This is a genomic window from Collinsella aerofaciens (genome assembly GCF_028209885.1).
In the GTDB taxonomy this organism is placed as follows: domain Bacteria; phylum Actinomycetota; class Coriobacteriia; order Coriobacteriales; family Coriobacteriaceae; genus Collinsella; species Collinsella aerofaciens_BA.
Genome location: NZ_JAQLEM010000024.1, coordinates 1 through 20,378 on the forward strand (window position 1 = coordinate 1; position 20,378 = coordinate 20,378).

Below are 20,378 nucleotides of genomic sequence, written 5' to 3' on the forward strand. Positions count from 1 at the left end.
CCATCGCGCCGAGAGTACTGCGGGGTCAGCCCGTGGGAGGCCAGGGCGCCGCTGACCGGTGGACGGCACCGAGCCGTCATCCGAGATGGAGAAGGGGGAGGCCTCGCGGCCTCCCCCTTTTTTGCGTTGTATACGCGTTGTGCTTTGGGACCTACCTCCCCCGTATGCGCTCTTACTCTTTGGCTGTATTTTGAGTCCTTCTAGTGTATTTGAGCGATAATTACTCGCATTGGCGTTAGGGAGGGCTTGATGTTTACCGTATTTGTCTTGGGCAATATTGCTTCGGGTAAGTCGACGGCCTGCCGCTATTTCGAATCTCGTGGCGCTATGCTTATCGATCTGGATGAGCTTGCAAAATCTCTGTATGTGCCGGGCTCTGATATCGTCAATACTCTCGCGGATGAATTCGGTTGGGACATTTTGGATGAGGAAGGCGGCATTCGCCGCAGCATCCTCGCTTCTCGAGCTTTCGCTTCTCCTGATTCGGTCGCACGGCTCAATGGCATCGTGCATCCCGTTCTGATTGAACAGCTTTCGCTTAGGATTCTCGATCCGGTTTGTTGTACGGTTTCATCTCCCCGTTATCCCTTTGCGGTGGTCGAGGTTTCTGCTCCGACTGGTTTTGAGGATGCATTTGGCTTGGCTGATGAAATTCTGGTCATCAGCGCCCCTTTGTCAGTTCGTCGCGAGCGCGCTATTCAACGTGGCATGGAGCCATCCGATTTCGATGCTCGTTCTGCTTGCCAGCCCGATGAGTCTGCGCTGTGCAATCTCGCTACAACGGTGATTGATAATGCCGCAGGCGATAATTCGCTCTTTGAGCAGCTTGACTCATGGCTTGCATGCCACGGGTTTATAGATACTCCGGATAAGGAGGAGGCCGATGCCTAAGGCACGTTTCTTTACGTGGTATCGCGTGGCGCCACTTGCCGTTGTGTTCGTCTTCGGCCTTATTTCGCTCGTCTACTCGTGTGCCCCTGCCGCTTTCTTTAAGCCGCTGTATCCGATTGACTACGAGGCGTATGTAAAGCAATCCAGTATTTCGCATAATCTGGATCCGTATCTGGTGTGCGCTGTCATTAAGTCGGAATCGAATTGGGATCCCGAGGCCGAGTCGAATCAGGGTGCTCAGGGATTGATGCAGCTGATGCCCGAGACTGCCCAGGATATGATTGCCAAGGGCCTTGTCGACGGAGGGGAGTATTCGGCCGACAATCTTAACGATCCGGCTACGAATATCGAGTTTGGCTGCGCATACCTCTCGTATCTTCTCGCCTATTTCAACGGGTCGACGGATAGTGCCATCGCCGCCTATAACGCCGGCATGGGCAATGTCGACGGATGGGCGCAGCAGGGTACGTCGCTTCATAATGCAATTACCTTTCCCGAGACGCAGGCGTATCTGATTCGTGTCAATAATGCCTGGGCTCGCTACAAGACCCTCTATCCCGATCGGTTCGTATAGGACTATGCCTGCCGCCTGCGTATACTGCAGATATATGAGTTAGGAGTATCCATGGCGGAATTTGAAGTAGAACGCGTTGGTGGTGAACTTAAGCGCTTTGGCGTTGAAGGCTCTGACGTGCCGTTTAAGGTCGTTTCTCCCTATGAGCCTGCCGGTTCCCAGCCTAAAGCCATTGAGTCGCTTGTGCAGGGCGTGAGGGACGGAGACCGCTATCAGGTTTTGCTGGGCGTGACTGGTTCGGGCAAGACCTTCACGATGGCAAAGACTATTGAGGCCCTGGGAAAGCCGACGCTGGTCATGGCTCCGAATAAAACGCTCGCTGCTCAGCTTGCGAGCGAGCTCAAAGAGTTCTTTCCCAATAACGCTGTGGTCTACTTTGTCTCGTATTACGACTACTATCAGCCCGAGGCGTATGTGCCGCAAAGCGATACATATATCGAGAAAGACTCCTCGATTAACGAAGAGGTTGAGATGCTGCGACATCAGGCGACCGCATCGCTGCTCTCTCGACGCGATGTGATCGTTGTCGCATCGGTCTCGTGTATCTATGGCATTGGCTCTCCTGAGGACTATGCGGGTCTGGCTCCAAACGTCGACAAGAAGGTGCCGCTCGAGCGCGATGACTTTATCCATGCACTTATCGACATTCAATATGATCGCAATGACTATGACCTGGCACGCGGCACGTTCCGCGTGCGCGGCGATGTTGTCGACGTGTATCCGCCTTATGCCGAGCATCCGTTGCGGTTTGAGTTCTTTGGCGACGAGGTCGAGCTGATTGCCGAGATCGATGAGGTCACCGGTGAGATGCTTCGTGAGTACGAGGCCATCCCCGTATGGCCGGCATCGCACTACGTGACCGAGAAGCCGAAGGTCAAGGCGGCTCTGAAATCGATCAGCGAAGAGTGCGAGAAGCGCGTGGCGGAGCTCAAGGCGACCGACAAGTTGCTCGAGGCGCAGCGTCTGCAGCAGCGCACCGATTATGATCTTGAGATGCTCGAGACGATGGGCTTTTGCAACGGCATCGAGAACTACTCGCGTCATCTGGACGGTCGCAAGCCGGGTGAGCCGCCGTTTACCCTAATCGATTACTTTCCCAAGGATATGCTCTGCATCATCGATGAGAGCCATGTGACGGTGCCGCAGATTCGCGGCATGCACGAAGGTGACCGCTCGCGTAAGGTGACGCTGGTGGAACACGGTTTTCGCCTGCCCTCGGCGCTCGATAACCGCCCGCTTCGTTTCGATGAGTTTGAGGCAAGGATACCCCAGTTTATCTATGTTTCGGCCACGCCGGGCGATTACGAGCTGCGGGTGAGCCAGAACGACGTTGAGCAGATTATTCGTCCGACCGGTCTGCTCGACCCCAAGATTGACGTGCGTCCAGTTCGCGGCCAGATTGACGATCTTGAGGACGAGATTCGCGAGCGCGTTGCCCGCAAGGAGCGCGTGCTGGTGACCACGTTGACCAAGCGCATGGCCGAGGACCTGACCGACCATCTGCTCGACGCAGGCATTAAGGTCAATTACATGCACTCTGATACGGCGACAATGGACCGTGTCGAGATCCTGCGAACGCTGCGCGAGGGCAAGATCGATGTTCTCGTTGGCATCAACCTGCTTCGCGAGGGCTTGGATCTCCCCGAGGTCTCACTGGTGGCAATTCTCGATGCCGATAAGGAAGGCTTCTTGCGCAACCGCCGTTCGCTGATTCAGACGATTGGCCGTGCGGCCCGTAACGCCGATGGTGAAGTCATCATGTATGCAGACGTTGTGACCGATTCGATGAAAGAGGCCATCGAGGAGACGCAGCGCCGTCGCGAGATTCAGATGGCATATAACGAAGAACATGGCATTGTGCCCAAGACAGTGCGCAAGGCCATCAACGACATCTCAAGTTTTATTGCCGAGGCCGAAAAAACTGTGGGCTCCAAGGGACGCTCGAAGGGCGACTCTCTTGGCCATGGCGCATTCTATACGCCCGATGAGTCGGGCGAGGGCGGTGTGCCGGAAACGGTGGCGCCCGAGCAGACACTTGCGGAGCAGTTGGAAGAACTGCCGCATGACGAGCTTGTGCGGATCGTCGAAACCATGGAAGAGGATATGCGTAACGCTTCTGCCGCTATGGACTTTGAGGAGGCGGCGCGCCTGCGCGATGCCGTCGTTCAGATTCGGGCGATGCTCGAGGGTGCGTCTGAGGACGAGACGATCGAGCGCTTACGCTCGCAGGCCCGCAAGGGTTCCACGTTCGCATCGGGCAGAAAACGCCAGGGTGCACGGTTTAAGAAATAGCGAACAGGCCCCGAGTTCCCTGTGGAGCTCGGGGCCTGTGTCTTTTGCGCGCTGGAATTCGTGCGTTAGAGGTCCGCGATCAGGGCTTCGGCACAACGGATGCCGTCGGTGGCCGCGCTCATGATGCCGCCGGCATATCCAGCTCCCTCACCACAAGGGTAGAGGCCCGGGGTCGACACGGCATGGCACGTTCGGTCTCGGGTGACAGTGACCGGTGAGCTCGAACGAGTCTCCACGCCGGTAAGAACGGCATCGGGACGGTCGTAGCCTCGTAGCTTTTTTCCGAGTAGGGGAAGTCCCAAGCGGAGCGACTCGACGATATGCTGCGGCAGGGCTTCGTCAATTGCCGTCCAGGTCACACCGAGCGGATAGGTGGGCTTTACCTTTCCGGGCGCCTTGCTGGCGCGTCCTGCGAGGAAATCTCCGACGAGTTGTGCCGGTGCGTTCCAGTTGGAACCGCCCAGGCGATAGGCGGCCGCCTCGCAGGCACGCTGGAGCTCGATGCCGGCGAGCGGGTCATCGTTGGGAAGGTCCTCAGGCGTGACGTTAACGAGCAGGGCGGCATTTGCGTTGCGTCCGTCGCGGGCATTGAGGCTAGCGCCGTTGACGCACAGGTGGCCCTGCTCGGAAGAGGCGGCGACAACCTGTCCGCCGGGGCACATGCAAAACGAGAACACGCTGCGGCCGTTGGGAAGATGGGCAACAAGTTTGTAAGGGGCCGCCCCGAGCGCTGGATGTCCCGCCGAGGCTCCATATTGGGCTCGGTCGATGTCGCGCTGCGGATGCTCGATGCGAACGCCCATGGCAAAGGTCTTTTGTGCGAGGGCCACGTTGTGGTCCTTAAGGAGCTCAAAAATATCGCGAGCAGAATGCCCGCAGGCGAGGATGAGGTGCTTTGTCTCGATTGGCTCGCAAGCGGCGTCTTGGGACGATTGGACATCAATACCGGTAATGGCGCCAGGCGCGTCGATGTGGATGTCGACGAGCTTTGTTCGATAACGGACGACACCTCCGAGCTGCTCGATGCGCTGGGATATAGCGGTGACAACCGTGGGAAGGATGTCGGAGCCAATGTGCGGCTTGGCATCCCACAGAATATCGCGGGGCGCACCAGCCTCGACGAAGGTTTCGAGGATAAGGCGATGGGCGGGATTTTTTGTTCCTGTATTGAGCTTGCCGTCCGAGAAGGTCCCCGCGCCGCCCAGACCAAACTGGATATTACTCTCGGGGTCGAGGATGCGCTCCTTTAGAAAGAGGTCGATCGCATGCGAGCGGCGAAATGCCGGGTCGCCGCGCTCGATGAGCAAGGGCTTAAGACCTGCTTCGGCGAGCGTAAGCGCAGCGAAAAGGCCGGCGCATCCGGCGCCGACGACGACGGGGCGCTCTTTGGGTGCGCCGGAAACGGGGGAGGGGAATGAAGACCCATCGTCTTCTATCGCGCGTACGCGCGAGCGGTCACGCTCGGAAACGCTGTCGGCCGCTTCTCGCTCGAGGTGGGGACTGGTCAGCTCAACACGAAAGCTCAGGATAAAATGGACGTCTCGTTTTTTGCGAGCGTCGATTGACTTGCGGTGGAGCTCGATGGACTTGATCTCGGAGTCTTTGCAACGTAGGACGCGCTTGGCGACTCGCTTGCCAACAATGAGGCAGGCATTTTCATCGCCGGCTTCATCGAGCGACGCGTTGACTTGGGTGATTTCAATCATCGAGGTCTCCTTAGAGGCAAGAAAGAGGCCGTCCGGTATCCCAGACGGCCCGAATGCGTTTTTGATTATAGACTGCGCGGCTACAGGCTGCTTGCAGCGCGAATGCCCGAGAGCCATGCCCACGCAAGGTTAAAGCCTCCGCAATCGGCGTCGATGTCGAGCGCTTCGCCGCAGACGTAAAGCGGGGTGTCGACAACGCTGCGCGCGCGTAGACTGGGTGTTGAGATGCTCTCGACAGATACGCCACCACGCGTGACCTGCGCCGAGCGCTCCTCGGCGGTTCCTTCGACGAGCAACTTAAAATGCTTGAGGATCGAGACCAGGTGGATGACATCGTTGGAGCCTGGATGGCACTGCTCGAACGCTGTGCAGACGACGCGGGAGAGTTGCGGGGCGAGCATGCCGTCGAGCCAACGGGGATCGCGGGGCGAAAAGCCGCCGAGCAGCTTAACGCGCCGGTTAAGCATATCGAGCAACTCGTCTTTAGAGAGGTCGGGGAAAACGTCGAGCAGGATCGTATCGCCGCGCTGGATACGACGGGAGAGGTTGAAGACAGCGACGCCCGAGATACCGAAGGTTCGAAACAGGACTTCACCGTCTTCGTGCCAGAGCTCACTATGGTTACGGGTGAGCGTCAAGCGGGCGCGGACGCGCAGGCCATCCAACGTCTTGAGTGCCGCCCGATCGCCAACGACCGTTGCCGATACGGGGCAGAGGATGGGGCGCAGCGAAGTGAGGGGGAGGCTAAACGTATCGGCGATACCTGTGGGGTTGCCGCCCGTGGCGATAATTACGGCATGTGCCTGCAGGGCCTCGTTCTTGCGAGGGACATCGGCGAGCGTTTTCCGAAGCGAGCGGAGCTCCGATTTTCGGTCGTCGTGCTTTTTTGCCTTGAGCGCCCGCGCTGGACGGTCTATTTGGAGTGCCCAGCCTTCGGAAACTTTGTGCGCCGAGGCAACGTTGGTTCCGCAGATTAAGGTGATACCTAGGCGGTTGCAAACGTTGAGAAGCGCGTCGCGCACCGATTCGGCGCGAAGGGAGCGCGGGTACAGCCGGCCTTCCTCGGAGGTTGTCATGATGCCCAGCGAGGAGAAGAAACCCATAAGCTCTTGTTCGGGCTGGGGGCCCATGACGGATTCGACGAATGCGGGGTGGTTATACCGCTGAGGATCAATCGATTCGTTGGAGAGGTTGCAGCGGCCGTTACCGGTCGCAAGGAGCTTAAGGCCGCAGGCGACATCGCGCTCAACGATGCAGACGCTTTTGCCAGCACGTGCGGCCGTAATGGCGGCGGCGAGGCCTGAAGCCCCGCCGCCGATTACCAGGACGTCATAGAAGGCGCTCGTGTTCACTTAGGCCTCGTCGGTCTCGTGCGGGGTAATGGCCTCGACGGCAGAGACTGCCTTGGGCAACATGCCATCGGGCAGCGCGGTCTCGACCTCGCCCTTATCGCAGGCCTCGGCGAGTGACGGATTGATGGGAAGCGTGCCCAAGATGTCGAGGTTATAGCGCTCTGCGACCTCGGGGAGCTTGCTTTTGCCAAAGACCTCGATCTTCTTGCCGCAGTCGGGGCACTCGATATAGCTCATGTTCTCGACGATGCCCAGAATGGGGACGTTCATCTTCTCGGCCATGTTGACCGCCTTGGCGACGATCATCGAGACCAGGTCCTGCGGGCTCGTGACGATGACGATGCCGTCGACGGGCAGCGACTGGAAGACGGTGAGCGCGACGTCGCCTGTTCCCGGAGGCATGTCGACCAGCAGGTAGTCGATGGGGCCCCACGAGGTCTCGCTCCAGAACTGCCTAATGGCGCCTGCGATGACCGGACCGCGCCAAAGGACGGGGTCGGTCTCGTTTTGGAGCAGCAGGTTGGAGCTCATGACCTTGACGCCGTGCTCGGAGATTTCGGGCAGCATGAGGTTGCCAAGGGCATGGACGTGGCGTCCGCTCATGCCGAACATCTTGGGGATAGAGGGACCGGTGATGTCGGCATCGAGGACGCCGACCTTGTGGCCGTGACGGGCAAGCTCGGTGGCGATGGCACCGGTGACAAACGACTTGCCGACACCGCCCTTGCCGGAAAGCACGGCGATGACGCGTTTGACCTCGGACAGCGTGTTCTCCTCAAATTGCGACGGCGACGTTTGTCCGCCGGCGGCCTGTGCGTGCTCGCAACCCATGTATGACTCCTTTGTATATGTTGGGGCCGGAGCCCCGTGATGTGACACGAGCGTCATTGTACCCTCGTTTGCGAGCGGGAGTCATTTGCGATGCATTTGGGCCGAGCGTGCTTGCAATACGATGGGCCCAAGCGAATGGGCGGGCTTACTGAACTTTGCTGGCGAACTCGAGGTATTGCATGCGCTGCAGCTTGTCGATCGTCGAGGTGTATGGGCTGTCTTCAGATTCCAAGTTGTAGCGCAGCCCGTCGGCACCGAGATAGCCGGCGACATTGATGGTGGGCACATCTGACCTTGTTGCAAGCAGGGCCTTTTGATAGTCGGTGAGCGGGGCGCCGATCTTATTAAGGGTAATGGCTGCAATCTCGTTTGCCCCGACGGTGTCGTAGACGTTGAGCTCGGTATTGCCGGCGATTTCATAGTTAGCCCAGACGAAATAGGTTGACTGATAGACACGGAAAGCGTGGCTTGCCGTATCTTCCTGAGGGTACAGCTCGTCGTTGAGAGTCGTTGCGGCGCTCGGCTGATGGTCGCCAAAAAAGACAAGAACAACCGGTCTGCCGATATTGCGGAGCTCGTTGATAAAGTACTCGAGGTCCCGGTCGGATGCGTTGATGCAGGTGAGATAGGTGTTGAGCGCGCTATTGGCGCCCTCGCTGGCTCCCTCGACCCAATAGTTTGTCAGCTCTTCGGCGGGAACGGTGCCATAGTCGTAGCCGCCGTGATTTTGCATCGTGACGTCAAAGATGAACTGCGGCGCTTCGTCGGTTCTAAGCAGGTCGAGTATCTTGTCGTAGGTGGCGTGGTCGCATACGCCGGCATGGTAACAGGGCACACCTTCGAAATCGCCGATTGAAAGAAAGTCTCCAAAGCCCAGCTGCTGATAGATCTTATCTCGATGGTAGTTGACGGGGTTTTGCGGGTGCATAGCGGTAGCGGTATACCCAAGCTCTTTAAGGTCCTTTGCCAGGCTGTTGACGCCATTCATCTGATACAGCTGATAGGGGATCTTGCCTAATCCGACAAAGGCCGTTGTCGCTCCGGTCAAAAATTCGAATTCGGAGTTTGCCGTTCCGCCACCGGTGACCGAAGCGAGCATGGTGCCGCGAACAAGTGTGTCGGGAAGCGAGTTGTAGAATGCGGGGCCGGTGTACCCGGCCGCCTGGAGCTGCTCAAAGCACGAAAGGTCGCTAAAACTCTCGTTCATGACGGCAACAATCGTCGGCTTGATTTCATTGAACTGGGCAACGGCAGCCGCGCGCTGCTCGCTCGAGCCATACGTGCTGTCGTAGGCGGCGGCGAGCTCCTGCTCGATGCTCTGCGCCTCATCGGGCGTATAGCCTTCGGGCTTCTCAATGGGCAACTCGTTGACCATTTCGGTGAACGAAGTGATAAAACCCTGAGACGTATATGTGGTGATGGGCTGCCAACGGTCAAATCCAAAATCCAGCGCCTGCTCCAAGTCGATGCTGGAAAAGCCTGAGAGCCCCACAACGGTCACTAGCAGAAAAGCGCAGAGGTTAGCGGCGATTGCGGGGAAGACATGGGTGGGCGTACGGAGCTTTCGCGGTCGGATAAGCGAAAGAAGCCCCAGGGAAATCTCCAGCAGGGCGAGAGAGGTTACGATTCCGGCGGTAAAGGTAAACTCGTATCCCTCGCTCACTTCCATTGCGGTGCCAAGGGCCAAGATATCGCTTGGCAGGATGGCTTCGCCTTTAAACGTTATGACGAAGTGCTCGGCAATGCCAAGGATGCAACAGGCGACGGGCACGAGGGCCATGACGCCTCCATGACGCTGTCCCAGCAAATAAAGGGAGAGCAGAACCGTCGCGAGCAGCCCGACGGAAAACCCGAATGAGTTGGCGGGAATGCGATAGAACGTTTCGTTGCAGGCAATTTCGAGCGAAACGAACGAGAGCGCTGAAACAGCGGCGATGACAAGGATGTCACGGCAAATACAGGCAACCGTTCCCGTCGCAAGATCGGTTTGGTCGATAAGTCCCGAAACCAAGGGCTCGACAAGAAGTATGACGGCGGTAGCACCGAGCGCCGAATAAGAAAGGACCCATAGGGAATTGTCCTCATTTACGAGCAATTGATTCGTAATCCATGCAGCTACCATGCCGAGCGGGATGAGGAGCGTCGCGCACCAAAAGACGCGGGCAATGGGCGGCTTTTCATTGTGTTTGATTGAAAAATACACGCGCACGACGACGGTGGCCACGATAAGGACGGCGATGAATATGGGCAGATTGGCCATGTCGCTCGAAGTGATTTCAAGGCGGATATCTTCGGTCATGGACGTTCCTCTGTTACAGCAAATTAAGTTCAGTAGTAGATTACTGTAACCTTTCCACGGCATTTCGAGAAACAAAGCACCCGATACGCAAAGCTAAAGGTCTGCGAATCTTGTATTACGAACATCTGTGCGCGTCGAGTGCGCTAAACTCATCGACAGTATGATTCGATGCAATAGGAGGCAAGGAGCTTCCATGTCTGATTCTTCTATCGTTATTCGCGGCGCTCGTGAGCACAACCTCCGTGATATCGATGTTTCCATTCCGCGTGACCAACTCGTGGTCATTACCGGTCTTTCTGGCTCGGGCAAGAGTTCGCTGGCATTTGACACTATCTATGCCGAGGGCCAGCGTCGATACGTCGAGAGCCTTTCGAGCTATGCGCGCCAGTTCTTGGGCCAGATGGACAAACCCGACTTGGATTCAATCGACGGCCTTTCGCCGGCGGTGTCGATCGACCAAAAGACGACGTCTAAAAACCCTCGCTCGACGGTTGGCACCGTAACCGAGATTTATGACTATCTGCGCCTGCTGTTCGCCCGTGTGGGCACCCCGCACTGTCCCGAATGCGGCCGCGTCATTGAGCGTCAGACGACCGACCAGGTTGCCGACAAGGTCTTGGCGGCGGGGGAGGGCCGCCGCGCGTTTGTGCTGGCACCGGTGGTGCGCGGGCGAAAAGGCGAGTACACCAAACTGTTTGAGGACCTTCGCGCCGAGGGCTTTAGCCGCGTGCGTGTCGACGGTGAAGTGCGCTCGCTCGACGATCCGATCGATCTGGACAAGAAGTTCAAGCACGATATCGAGGTCGTAGTCGATCGCATCGTGATCCGTGAGAACTCTCTGGGCCGTATCGCCGAGTCTGTTGAGCAGGCGACCGCGCTGGCTCACGGCAATGTAAACGTGTACATGCTGCCCGATCGTGATGCTCCCGAGGGGACCGAGGGCGAGCTGCTGGAGTATTCGTTGGCCTTGGCGTGCCCGGAGCATGGTCACTCCATTGACGATCTTCAGCCGCGTGATTTTTCGTTCAACGCTCCCTATGGCGCATGTCCTGAGTGCGACGGCCTGGGCTTTAAGAAAACCGTTGATGCCGAGGCGTTGATCGAGGACCCCTCGAAGTCCATTGCCGACGGAGTCTTTGGTAGCCTGTTTGGCAACTCGAACTACTATCCGCAGATTTTTGCTGCGGTCTGCAAACACTTTAAGGTGAGCACCGATACGCCGTGGGAGGACTTGCCCCCTCGCGTGCGTCGTGCATTCTTGGATGGCCTGGGCGATACGAAGATCTCGGTCGACTACCAAAAGCTCGACGGACGTCGCAGCCAGTGGGATACCAAGTTTTCGGGCGTTCGCAACATCCTGTACGAACGCTATACCGAGACGACGAACGAGAACACCAAGGCGCGCCTGGAGAAGTACATTCGCGAGGAGCCGTGCTCGAGCTGCCACGGCGCTCGTTTGCGCCCTGAGATGCTCGCCGTCACCGTGGGCGGCAAGTCCATTTACGAGGTTTGTTGCCTGTCGTGCCGTGAATCGCTCGAGTTTTTTGAGGGCCTGGAACTCACCGAGCGCCAACAGTTTATCGGCGGTCGTATCGTCAAGGAAATTCTGGAGCGCTTGCGTTTTCTGGTCGATGTTGGACTCGACTATCTGACGCTCGATCGTGCCTCGGCGACGCTTTCCGGTGGCGAGGCACAGCGTATTCGCTTGGCAACGCAGATCGGCGCGGGTCTCATGGGCGTGCTCTATATTCTGGATGAGCCCTCGATCGGTCTTCATCAGCGTGACAACGAGCGCCTGATCAAGACGCTCGAGCGCCTGCGCGATATCGGCAATACCGTTATCGTCGTCGAACACGACGAGGATACAATCCGTGCCGCCGATTACGTGATCGACATGGGGCCCGGCGCCGGCGTCAACGGCGGACACGTAGTCGCGGCGGGAACGCCTGCCGATATCATGGCGTGTCCTGAGTCGATGACGGGCGCTTATCTGACCGGCAAACGAATGATCCGGGTGCCTGATGAACGGCGCAAGCCCGGTCGCGGCTGCCTTAAAATTACGGGCGCTCGAGCCAACAACCTCAAAAACGTTACTGCCAAGATCGAGTTTGGTACGCTTACGGTTGTTACCGGCGTGTCGGGATCGGGCAAGAGCTCCCTGGTTACCGATACCATTGCGCCTGCCCTTACGAATGCCATTCACCGTTCGACGCGCCCTGTGGGTCCATATAAGAAAATCGAGGGCATCGAGTGCATCGATAAGGTTATCGATATCGACCAGTCGCCGATTGGCCGCACGCCGCGTTCCAACCCTGCTACCTATATCGGCCTGTGGGATGATCTTCGCGCGCTGTTTGCGAGTACGCCGGAGTCGAAGGCGCGCGGCTACTCGCCGGGTCGTTTCTCCTTTAATGTGAGTGGCGGGCGCTGTGAGGCGTGCAAGGGCGACGGACAGATCAAGATCGAGATGCACTTCCTTCCCGATATCTACGTTCCCTGCGATGTTTGCGGCGGTAAACGCTACAACCGCGAGACACTCGAGGTCACTTACCGTGGCAAGACCATCTCGGACGTACTTGACATGAGCGTGGCCGAGGCACTGGCCTTCTTTGGGAATATCCCGCAGATTAAGCGCAAACTTCAGACGCTGTACGATGTAGGCTTGGGCTACGTGAGCCTGGGCCAGCCCGCCACGACGCTTTCGGGCGGCGAGGCGCAGCGTGTGAAACTCGCCAAGGAGCTTCATCGACGCCAGACGGGCAAGACGTTCTATATTTTGGACGAGCCGACGACCGGCCTTCATTTTGAGGACGTCCGCCAGCTGCTCGATGTGCTGCAGCGCTTGGTCGATGCGGGCAACACGGTGCTGGTGATTGAACACAACCTTGATGTCATCAAGGTTGCCGACCGCCTGATCGATATGGGTCCCGAGGGCGGTAACGGCGGCGGAACCGTTGTGGTTTCGGGCACACCGGAGCAGGTTGCGGACTGTCCGCAGAGTTATACGGGCAAGTTTTTGGCGCCGTTGCTCAGGCGCGACCGGGAGCGTCAGGCTCAACTTGATGCTCAATAAATAGGCGATTCAGTTTATGGGCGCCATCGACTCCTTGTGATTCGATGGCGCTTGCTGTGTCGAAGTGACGTATGCAGCCGAATTGGACATATACTTAATCCTCGCGTCCGAATGCGAGGGAAAGGATATGTCATGGCAAAGGCTGTAAAGACGCCAAAAACCAATGCGATGCGCGAGCTGGAAAGTGCCGGCATTTCCTATGTTCTACATACGTACGAAGACGATGGTGATGAGTCGGTGGGCCTGGGGGCCGCGATTTCGGAGCAGCTTGGCGAGGAGCCCGGTCAAGGATTTAAGACTTTGGTCTGTGTGACACCGTCCAACGACCATGTCGTGTGCTGCATCCCTGTTGCCGACGAGCTCGATTTAAAGTCCGTCGCGCGTGCCGCGGGGGAGAAGTCCTTGGCCATGATGCATGTGAAGGATTTGCTTGCGGCGACTGGCTACGTTCGCGGCGGCTGCAGCCCGGTCGGTATGAAAAAACGCTACCGGACGCTCATTGATGAGACGTGTGTCCTTTGGGATACCATTTTTATTTCGGGAGGCAAGCGTGGTTATCAGCTCGAGCTTGCACCCGATGATTTAATTGCATTTTGCGGGGCGACGGTTGCCGCGATTACGAGAGAGGACTGAGCGATGCCGCAGGAAGAATTGAAGCGCGGAGCTCATTTTGCAAAAGAATCTGCGCCTCAGACACCCTCATCCGAAGCTCCTTCGTCGCGAGATGACACTGACGACATGGGCTCGTCGGACTACTCCACGGTTGGTCGTTCCGCTGGGCTTATGACCATCCTGACCATCGTGTCTCGCGTTACCGGTTTTATCCGCACGTGGGCAATGGCGGCCGCTATCGGCATGTCGCTACTCTCGTCCTCCTATCAGGTCGCCAACAACCTGCCCAATATGCTCTACGAACTCGTGATGGGCGGCATGCTCGTGACGGCGTTTTTGCCCGTGTACATGGGCGTGAGGCGTGAGCAGGGTCGCGAGGCCTCGAACGAGTACGTGGGCAACCTGCTCGGCATTCTGCTTTTGGTGCTGGGTGGCATTTCGTTGCTGGGGACCGTGTTCGCCCCGGGCTTTATCTGGACGCAATCGTTCCTTTCGGGTGACGGCGGCAGCATGGATACCGCTGCGTTCATGTTCCGTTTCTTTGCCATCCAGATTCTGTTCTATGGTTTGGGCTCGGTGTTTTCGGGCGTTCTCAACGCACACCGCGACTACTTCTGGTCGACGTTTGCCCCGGTCCTCAACAATGTGATCGTCATTGCGAGCTTTATGGGTTTTGCGCCCGTGTCCGCACAGTTTGGCGAACGTGCCGGCATCATCTTAATTGCGGCCGGTACGACCCTCGGTGTCTTTGTTCAGATGGCATGTCAGATCCCCGCGCTTGGCAAGCACGGCGTGCATCCCCATATCCATATCGACTTTAAGGACCCCGCGCTGCGCCAGACGATTGCGCTCGGTATCCCGACGCTGCTCGCCACGGTGTGCATGTTTGTCTCGACTTCTATCACCAACGCTGCCGCGCTGGTGGTCCAGCCCGAGACGGGTCCTTCCGTCATCGCCTATGCGCGCCTGTGGTACACGCTGCCCTACGCGCTGATTGCCGCCTCGCTTTCGACGGCGCTCTATACCGAGCTCTCTCACGACGCACAGGAGAAGGATTACGACAGCGTTCGCACGGGCATTTCGCGTGGCGTCGCCCAGATGCTGTTCTTCCTGATTCCGTTCGCACTGTACCTGATTGTCTTCGCACGTCCGCTCAATATGATCTACTGTGCTGGCAAGTTCGATGAATCCGGCGTGGCGCTGGTGTCCGAGTACCTTGTCTACCTGGCGCTCTCGCTGCCGCTCTACGGCGTGGTCGTGTTGATGCAGAAGAGCTTCTCTGCCTTGCTCGACATGAAGCCCTATAGCCGCTATTGCCTGTATTCCGCCATCGGCCAGGCCGGCTCGGTTCTGCTGTTTGGCGTTGTGCTGGGCTTCGGTATGCCGGCAATCGCGCTTTCGTATGTCGTCGACTACGTGATCTTGGTCGGCTGTTCGCTGTGGTGGCTGCGTCGTCGCCTGCGTGGCCTTCAGGTCAAATCTATCCTACATGGCGGTTTCTTTGGCCTTTTGCTCGGTGGCCTAGGTGCTGCCGCAGGCGCCGGCGTCATGTGGGCGCTTGAACACTTTGTCGGGGCACTTGGCGGCTCGATTCTGATTACTCTTGGCTACGTTTGCGTTGCGGGTGTCGCCTCGCTTGTTGTTACCTTTGGCCTTGCCGTCGTCCTTAAGATGCCCGAGGTCTCGGCGCTGCTTCGTCGCAAGTAGGTGCGCGTGGCCGGTCACAACAACATTCCAACACTTGCCGAGCAGGTTTCGCGCGTTCCCACGCAGCCCGGATGTTACCTTTGGAAAGATGCCAAGGGCGATGTCATCTACGTGGGCAAGGCGAAAAACCTGCGCGCCCGCATGCGTCAATACGTGACACTGCAGGATGAGCGTCAAAAGATCCCGCTGATGATGCAGCTGGTGGCGAGCTTTGACTACATCGTTGTCGAAACCGAGCATGAGGCGCTTGTACTCGAGCGCAACCTGATCGGCCAGTACCATCCGTACTTTAACGTCGACCTCAAGGATGACAAGAGCTACCCCTTTATCGCCATTACAAAGGGCGACCTGTATCCCGCGATCAAATACACGCGTGAGCGTCATAAGCCGGGAACGCGCTATTTTGGACCCTATACCGATAGCCGTGCGGCACGTGAGACGATAGATACGCTGCGCAAGGTTATCCCCATCTGCTCTGCATCCTGTGCGGAGTGGCGTCGTTGTCGCCGTACCATCGAGTCCCACAAGGGCGAGGAAGACATCGTCAATATGATTTGCGCACAAAACGGGCGTCCCTGCTTTGACTACCATGTCGGGCGCGGCCCGGGTGCGTGTGTCGGCGCGATTTCCCCGGCAGACTATGCCAAGAACGTCAAGCGTGTCGAGCGCTTTTTGTCGGGCCATCGCAAGGATGTCGTCGATGAGCTGACCTCCGAGATGACGGATGCCGCCGAGGCGCTCGACTTTGAGCGCGCGGCACGCGTCAAACGTCGTTTGGAGGTCATCAGGGGTCTGGACGATCGTCAGCAAGTCGTTTTTCCCTCCAGTGTCGATATCGATGTCATCGGGTTCTATCGCGAGGAGACCATCTCCGCCGCTTGCGTCTTCGTCGTTCGCGAGGGCCGAACAGTTCGCACCTGCGAGTTCATTCTCGACAAGGGTCTTGATGTTGACGAGGAAGAGCTCCAGTCGGGCTTTCTTAAGCGCTATTACGACGAGACGGCTGATATTCCAGCTGAGGTCAACCTTTCCGTCGAGCTTGAGGATGCGGAGGCGCTGGGGGAGTGGCTTGCGGGCAAGCGTGAGCGTTCCTGCCATCTCCATAGGCCGCAGCGTGGCGAAAAGCACCGTCTGCTCGATATGGCATCCAAAAATGCGCGCCATGCCCTCATGCGCTACATGATGCGAACGGGGTACGCTGACGACCGCACCAATCAAGCGCTCCTGGAGCTCGAAAGTGCGTTGGCGCTGCCATCGCCGCCGTTGCGTATCGAGTGCTTCGATATCTCGACGCTGCACGGAACCTTTACCGTCGCCTCGATGGTGGTGTTTACCAACGGACGCGCCGACAAGAGCCAGTACCGTCGTTTTAAAATTCAGGCCGAATTGGACGAGGCAAACGACTTCGTGTCGATGTCCGAGGTTTTGGGACGACGCTATGCTCCCGAGCGCATGGCCGACGAGCGCTTTGGATCGCGCCCCGATTTGCTCGTTGTCGATGGCGGTAAGCCGCAATTGACCGCTGCGATCAAGCAACTTGAGGCTCTTGGGCTCGATATACCAGTTTGTGGCTTGGCAAAGGCCGATGAGGAGGTTTTCGTGCCTTGGGACGAGACTCCAGTCGTGCTTCCGACCGGGTCCGCGTCGCTCTATCTAATCAAACAGGTGCGCGATGAATCGCACCGTTTTGCCATCACGTTCCATCGCGAATTGCGCGATAAAGCCATGACGGTTTCGGTACTCGATGACGTTCCAGGCGTGGGACCCACCAGAAAACGTGCCCTTATGCGCCATTTTGGCTCGATGAAGCGTTTGCGCGCGGCGAGCGAGCAAGAGATCGCGGAAGTTCGTGGCATACCTGCTGATGTTGCCAAGGCGGTCCACGAGGCGCTCGTTGCATGGAATGCCGAGCGCGCCGAGGCGGCGGCTGGCCATTCCGATAGCTAAACACGAGCCTAAACAACTGATATACATGATTGCGCGATTTTCAACCATTTATTTCGCCATGATTGCCTGCTGGTTTCGGGTTTTATTAACGCTAAAACGTTTGACTAACCCAAGCGAAAACCCTGCTATCCTGCGGGTTGACGAAGACTGATATCTCACCTTGCCGATACATACTGTCTTGCGAATCGTTTGTCAACGAATTCGGTGAACGGTAGTAAATACCGTTCAAGCGTATGTATGTATCGGTCGCCGAGCGCGGCACCTCAGTTGGGTTCGTCGGTAGGTAAAGTATATATCGTCCGCAAGTTGCGCGGGGGCACGTCTAGGTGCTCCCGAGTAAGATTCTCTATTGATAGGAGAAGACATGGCCATCATCAACAAGGGTATGTCCAGGCGTTCGTTCCTCGGCCTCACCGGCAGCGTCGCTGCTGTCGCAGGGCTTGGTCTCACCGGCTGCGGTGGCAGCTCTAGCGACGAGGGTTCCGCTTCCGGTTCCACCGATTCCGCCAACCGTGGCGGCGGCGTGATCACCGCTGGTTCCGCTTACGCTCCGTCCAGCTTCGATCCCGCCAGCACCGGCTCCGCTGTGGGCCTGGGTGCTAACTGGCACGTCGTCGAGGGCCTCTACGGCATCGATTACCACGACTACAGCACCTTCAACGAGCTCGCCACCGACGATCCCAAGTCTGTGGACGACACCACTTTCGAGGTCACCATCCGCAAGGGCGCCAAGTTCTCCGATGGCACCGAGGTCACCGCTGACGATGTCGTTGCCTCCTACACCGCTTGCGCCGCTTCCGCTACCTACGCTCCGTTCTTCCAGCCCTTCGAGTCCATCGAGGCCAAGGACGCCAGCACCGTGACGGTCAAGACCAAGGTCCCCAACTTCTCCCTGCTCAAGGATCGTCTGGCCATCGTCCGCGTTACCCCGGCCACCCAGACCGAGGAGGATCGCGCCAAGCAGCCGATCGGCTCCGGCCCCTGGATGTACGACTCTATCTCCGATACCGAGATCACCCTGGTTCCCAACCCCGAGTACAACGGTGAGTATGCTGCCGAGGATAAGAAGATCCAGTACAGCATCCTGACCGACCCCACCGCTCGCGTTACCGCTCAGCAGGAGGGCTCCACGCTCGTTATGGAGCTCGTTACCGCTGACGCCGTCGACCAGCTCGAGAGCGCCGGCTGCAAGATCGATAACGTTCAGGGTTTCGGCACCCGCTTCATCATGTTCAACGTCGCCAAGGAGCCTTGGAACAACGTCAAGGTCCGTCAGGCTGTCATGTATGCGCTCGACACCGAGAAGATGGTCAGCAACACCTTCGCCGGCCTTGCCACCGCTGCCAGCTGCTACCTGCCCAAGAGCTTCACCAACTATCATGAGGCCTCCACGGTGTACAAGACCGACGCCAAGAAGGCTAAGAAGCTCATTGAGGAGTCTGGCATCACCCCGGGTGCCATCACCCTGCGCACCACCGACAACGAGCAGATTAAGGGCATGGCCGCCCAGGTCAAGAACGACCTCGACGCTCTCGGCTTCGATGTGACCATCCAGACCGATACCTCGCCGGCCACCTACGCTGCCATCGACGGCGGCGAGGCCTACGATATCCTCCTTGCCCCTGGCGATCCTTCCTGCTTCGGCGCCGACCCCGACCTACTGCTCAACTGGTGGTACGGCGACAACGTCTGGATGCAGACCCGTTGCCCGTGGAAGGAGTCCGCTGAGTGGCAGAAGCTCCACGGCCTCATGGATGAGGCTCTTGCCGCCGAGGGCGACGAGCAGCAGAAGAAGTGGAACGAGTGCTTCGACATCATTGCCGACAACGCCGTTCTGTACCCCGTTGTCCATGTCAAGACCGTCTCCGCTTCCTGGGACGATCCGTCCACTGCGCCCAACGGCGAGGCCCTCGATGGCTTCAAGGGCATCGGCACGACGAGCATGTCCTTCAGGGGCGTTGCGACCGTCAAGGCGTAAGACTCGCTTGAGTCTGTATGCAGGATGTCGGTCGTTGGGACCGTATCCTCATAGTTGAAACAAAGACCCGGGCGGCAACGATGTCGCTCGGGTCTTGTAATGAGTATCCGTACTCATATACCAGTTGGTCCTACCGACAAAAGAAAGGGGAGAGAACGTGAACAACTTGCTACGTTTGATTGGAAGGCGTCTTGTGGCGCTGCCGATCATGGCATTGGGCGTCACCGTCCTGGTGTTCTTCCTTATGTCGTTCTCCAAGACCGACCCCGCCTACACGGCGTTGGGTGACGGTGCCTCGCCCGAGGCGGTTGCCGAGTACCATGAGAAGTATGGTCTGGACGACCCCTGGCCCGTGCGCTACGTGCGCTATATGGGCGATTTGATCCATGGCGACATGGGCACCTATGGTGCTGCTCGCAACTCCGTTGCCAAGCGCATCTCCACGGCCCTGCCCGTCACGATGCAGCTGACCTTCATCGGTCTTGCCATCGGTGCGGTCGTTTCGTTTTTGCTCGGCGTCATCGCGGCACTGTATCGCGACAAATGGCCGGACCAAGTAATCCGTGTCTTTTCCATCGCCGGCTTGGCAACCCCGTCGTTCTGGCTTGCCGTTCTGTTGATCCTGCTGTTCTCTTCCTACCTTAAGGTGCTCCCGGCATCGGGCGCTCTGCCTCACTTCACCACGAATCCGGTTGGCTATCTGGGGCGTATGATCATGCCCGCTATCGCCTTGGCATTTCCGCTGACGGGCCAGATGACTCGTATCGTGCGTACCGCCATGGTCGAGGAGCTCGACAAGGATTATGTCCGTATGGCTCGCGGCGCCGGCGTTCCCGAGAAGGTCGTCGTCGGCATCAACGTTCTTCGCAATGCGCTGATCACCCCGGTCACCACCCTCGGTCTTAAGATCGGTTACCTCATGGGCGGCGCTGTCGTCATCGAGGTTATCTTCAACCTCCCCGGCATGGGCACCGCGATTCTGCAGGGCGTTCAGGGCAACGAGGCGAACCTGGTTCAGGGCGTCGTCATCGTCGTTGCTCTTGCCTTCATCATCATCAACATCGTGGTTGACATGCTCTACCTGCTCATCAACCCGCGCATCAGGACGGTGTAGAT

At 58.1% G+C, this 20,378-nt stretch carries 13 protein-coding genes; 9 read left to right on the forward strand and 4 right to left on the reverse strand.

The window, feature by feature from the left end; genetic code table 11:
- Positions 1-249 precede the first annotated feature (249 nt).
- The 3 genes from coaE to uvrB are packed head-to-tail and all read left to right on the forward strand — an operon-like array spanning position 250 to position 3,757.
- Positions 250-891: a dephospho-CoA kinase gene (gene coaE / locus PMX21_RS07005; RefSeq protein ID WP_055286973.1), complete on the forward strand. Its 642-nt coding sequence runs from the start codon at positions 250-252 to the stop codon at positions 889-891.
- Positions 884-1,465 (forward strand): lytic transglycosylase domain-containing protein, encoded by a 582-nt coding sequence (locus PMX21_RS07010; RefSeq protein ID WP_055286971.1) that lies wholly within the window; start codon positions 884-886, stop codon positions 1,463-1,465. The genes coaE and PMX21_RS07010 overlap by 8 nt, the downstream gene beginning before the upstream one ends.
- 51 nt (positions 1,466-1,516) lie before the next feature.
- Positions 1,517-3,757 (forward strand): excinuclease ABC subunit UvrB, encoded by a 2,241-nt coding sequence (gene uvrB, locus PMX21_RS07015; RefSeq protein WP_035138903.1) that lies wholly within the window; start codon positions 1,517-1,519, stop codon positions 3,755-3,757.
- 65 nt (positions 3,758-3,822) lie between these two features.
- Here the strand turns inward: uvrB and PMX21_RS07020 are convergent, their stop codons facing one another.
- From PMX21_RS07020 to PMX21_RS07035, 4 genes are all read right to left on the reverse strand, one after another.
- Positions 3,823-5,463: an NAD(P)/FAD-dependent oxidoreductase gene (locus tag PMX21_RS07020; RefSeq protein WP_271758867.1), complete on the reverse strand. Its 1,641-nt coding sequence runs from the start codon at positions 5,461-5,463 to the stop codon at positions 3,823-3,825.
- An 80-nt stretch (positions 5,464-5,543) separates the two neighbouring features.
- Complete coding sequence (locus PMX21_RS07025; RefSeq protein ID WP_271758869.1) at positions 5,544-6,815, reverse strand: NAD(P)/FAD-dependent oxidoreductase; 1,272 nt, start codon at positions 6,813-6,815, stop codon at positions 5,544-5,546.
- A complete protein-coding gene (locus PMX21_RS07030) occupies positions 6,816-7,646 on the reverse strand; it encodes an Mrp/NBP35 family ATP-binding protein (RefSeq protein WP_055310500.1) in 831 nt (276 codons plus the stop codon).
- Between the two features lie 145 nt (positions 7,647-7,791).
- A complete protein-coding gene (locus tag PMX21_RS07035; RefSeq protein ID WP_271758871.1) occupies positions 7,792-9,945 on the reverse strand; it encodes an LTA synthase family protein in 2,154 nt (717 codons plus the stop codon).
- 193 nt (positions 9,946-10,138) lie between these two features.
- Between PMX21_RS07035 and uvrA the strand changes: the two genes are divergently transcribed.
- The 6 genes from uvrA to PMX21_RS07065 all read left to right on the forward strand — a co-directional run bounded on the left by uvrA (position 10,139) and on the right by PMX21_RS07065 (position 20,376).
- A complete protein-coding gene (gene uvrA / locus PMX21_RS07040; protein ID WP_271758873.1) occupies positions 10,139-13,018 on the forward strand; it encodes an excinuclease ABC subunit UvrA in 2,880 nt (959 codons plus the stop codon).
- A 132-nt stretch (positions 13,019-13,150) separates the two neighbouring features.
- The gene (gene ybaK / locus PMX21_RS07045) at positions 13,151-13,651 is read left to right on the forward strand and encodes a Cys-tRNA(Pro) deacylase (protein ID WP_271758875.1); all 501 of its coding nucleotides are present in this window, start codon (positions 13,151-13,153) and stop codon (positions 13,649-13,651) included.
- 3 nt (positions 13,652-13,654) lie between these two features.
- Complete coding sequence (murJ, locus tag PMX21_RS07050; protein WP_271758877.1) at positions 13,655-15,337, forward strand: murein biosynthesis integral membrane protein MurJ; 1,683 nt, start codon at positions 13,655-13,657, stop codon at positions 15,335-15,337.
- Positions 15,338-15,343: 6 nt separating this feature from the next.
- On the forward strand, positions 15,344-17,284 hold the full coding sequence (uvrC, locus tag PMX21_RS07055) for an excinuclease ABC subunit UvrC (protein WP_334204078.1): 1,941 nt from the start codon (positions 15,344-15,346) through the stop codon (positions 17,282-17,284).
- 364 nt (positions 17,285-17,648) lie between these two features.
- Positions 17,649-19,262 (forward strand): ABC transporter substrate-binding protein, encoded by a 1,614-nt coding sequence (locus tag PMX21_RS07060; RefSeq protein WP_035138897.1) that lies wholly within the window; start codon positions 17,649-17,651, stop codon positions 19,260-19,262.
- Between the two features lie 157 nt (positions 19,263-19,419).
- Positions 19,420-20,376, forward strand: a complete 957-nt coding sequence (locus tag PMX21_RS07065) for an ABC transporter permease (RefSeq protein ID WP_035138896.1) — start codon at positions 19,420-19,422, stop codon at positions 20,374-20,376.
- Positions 20,377-20,378: the final 2 nt, after the last annotated feature.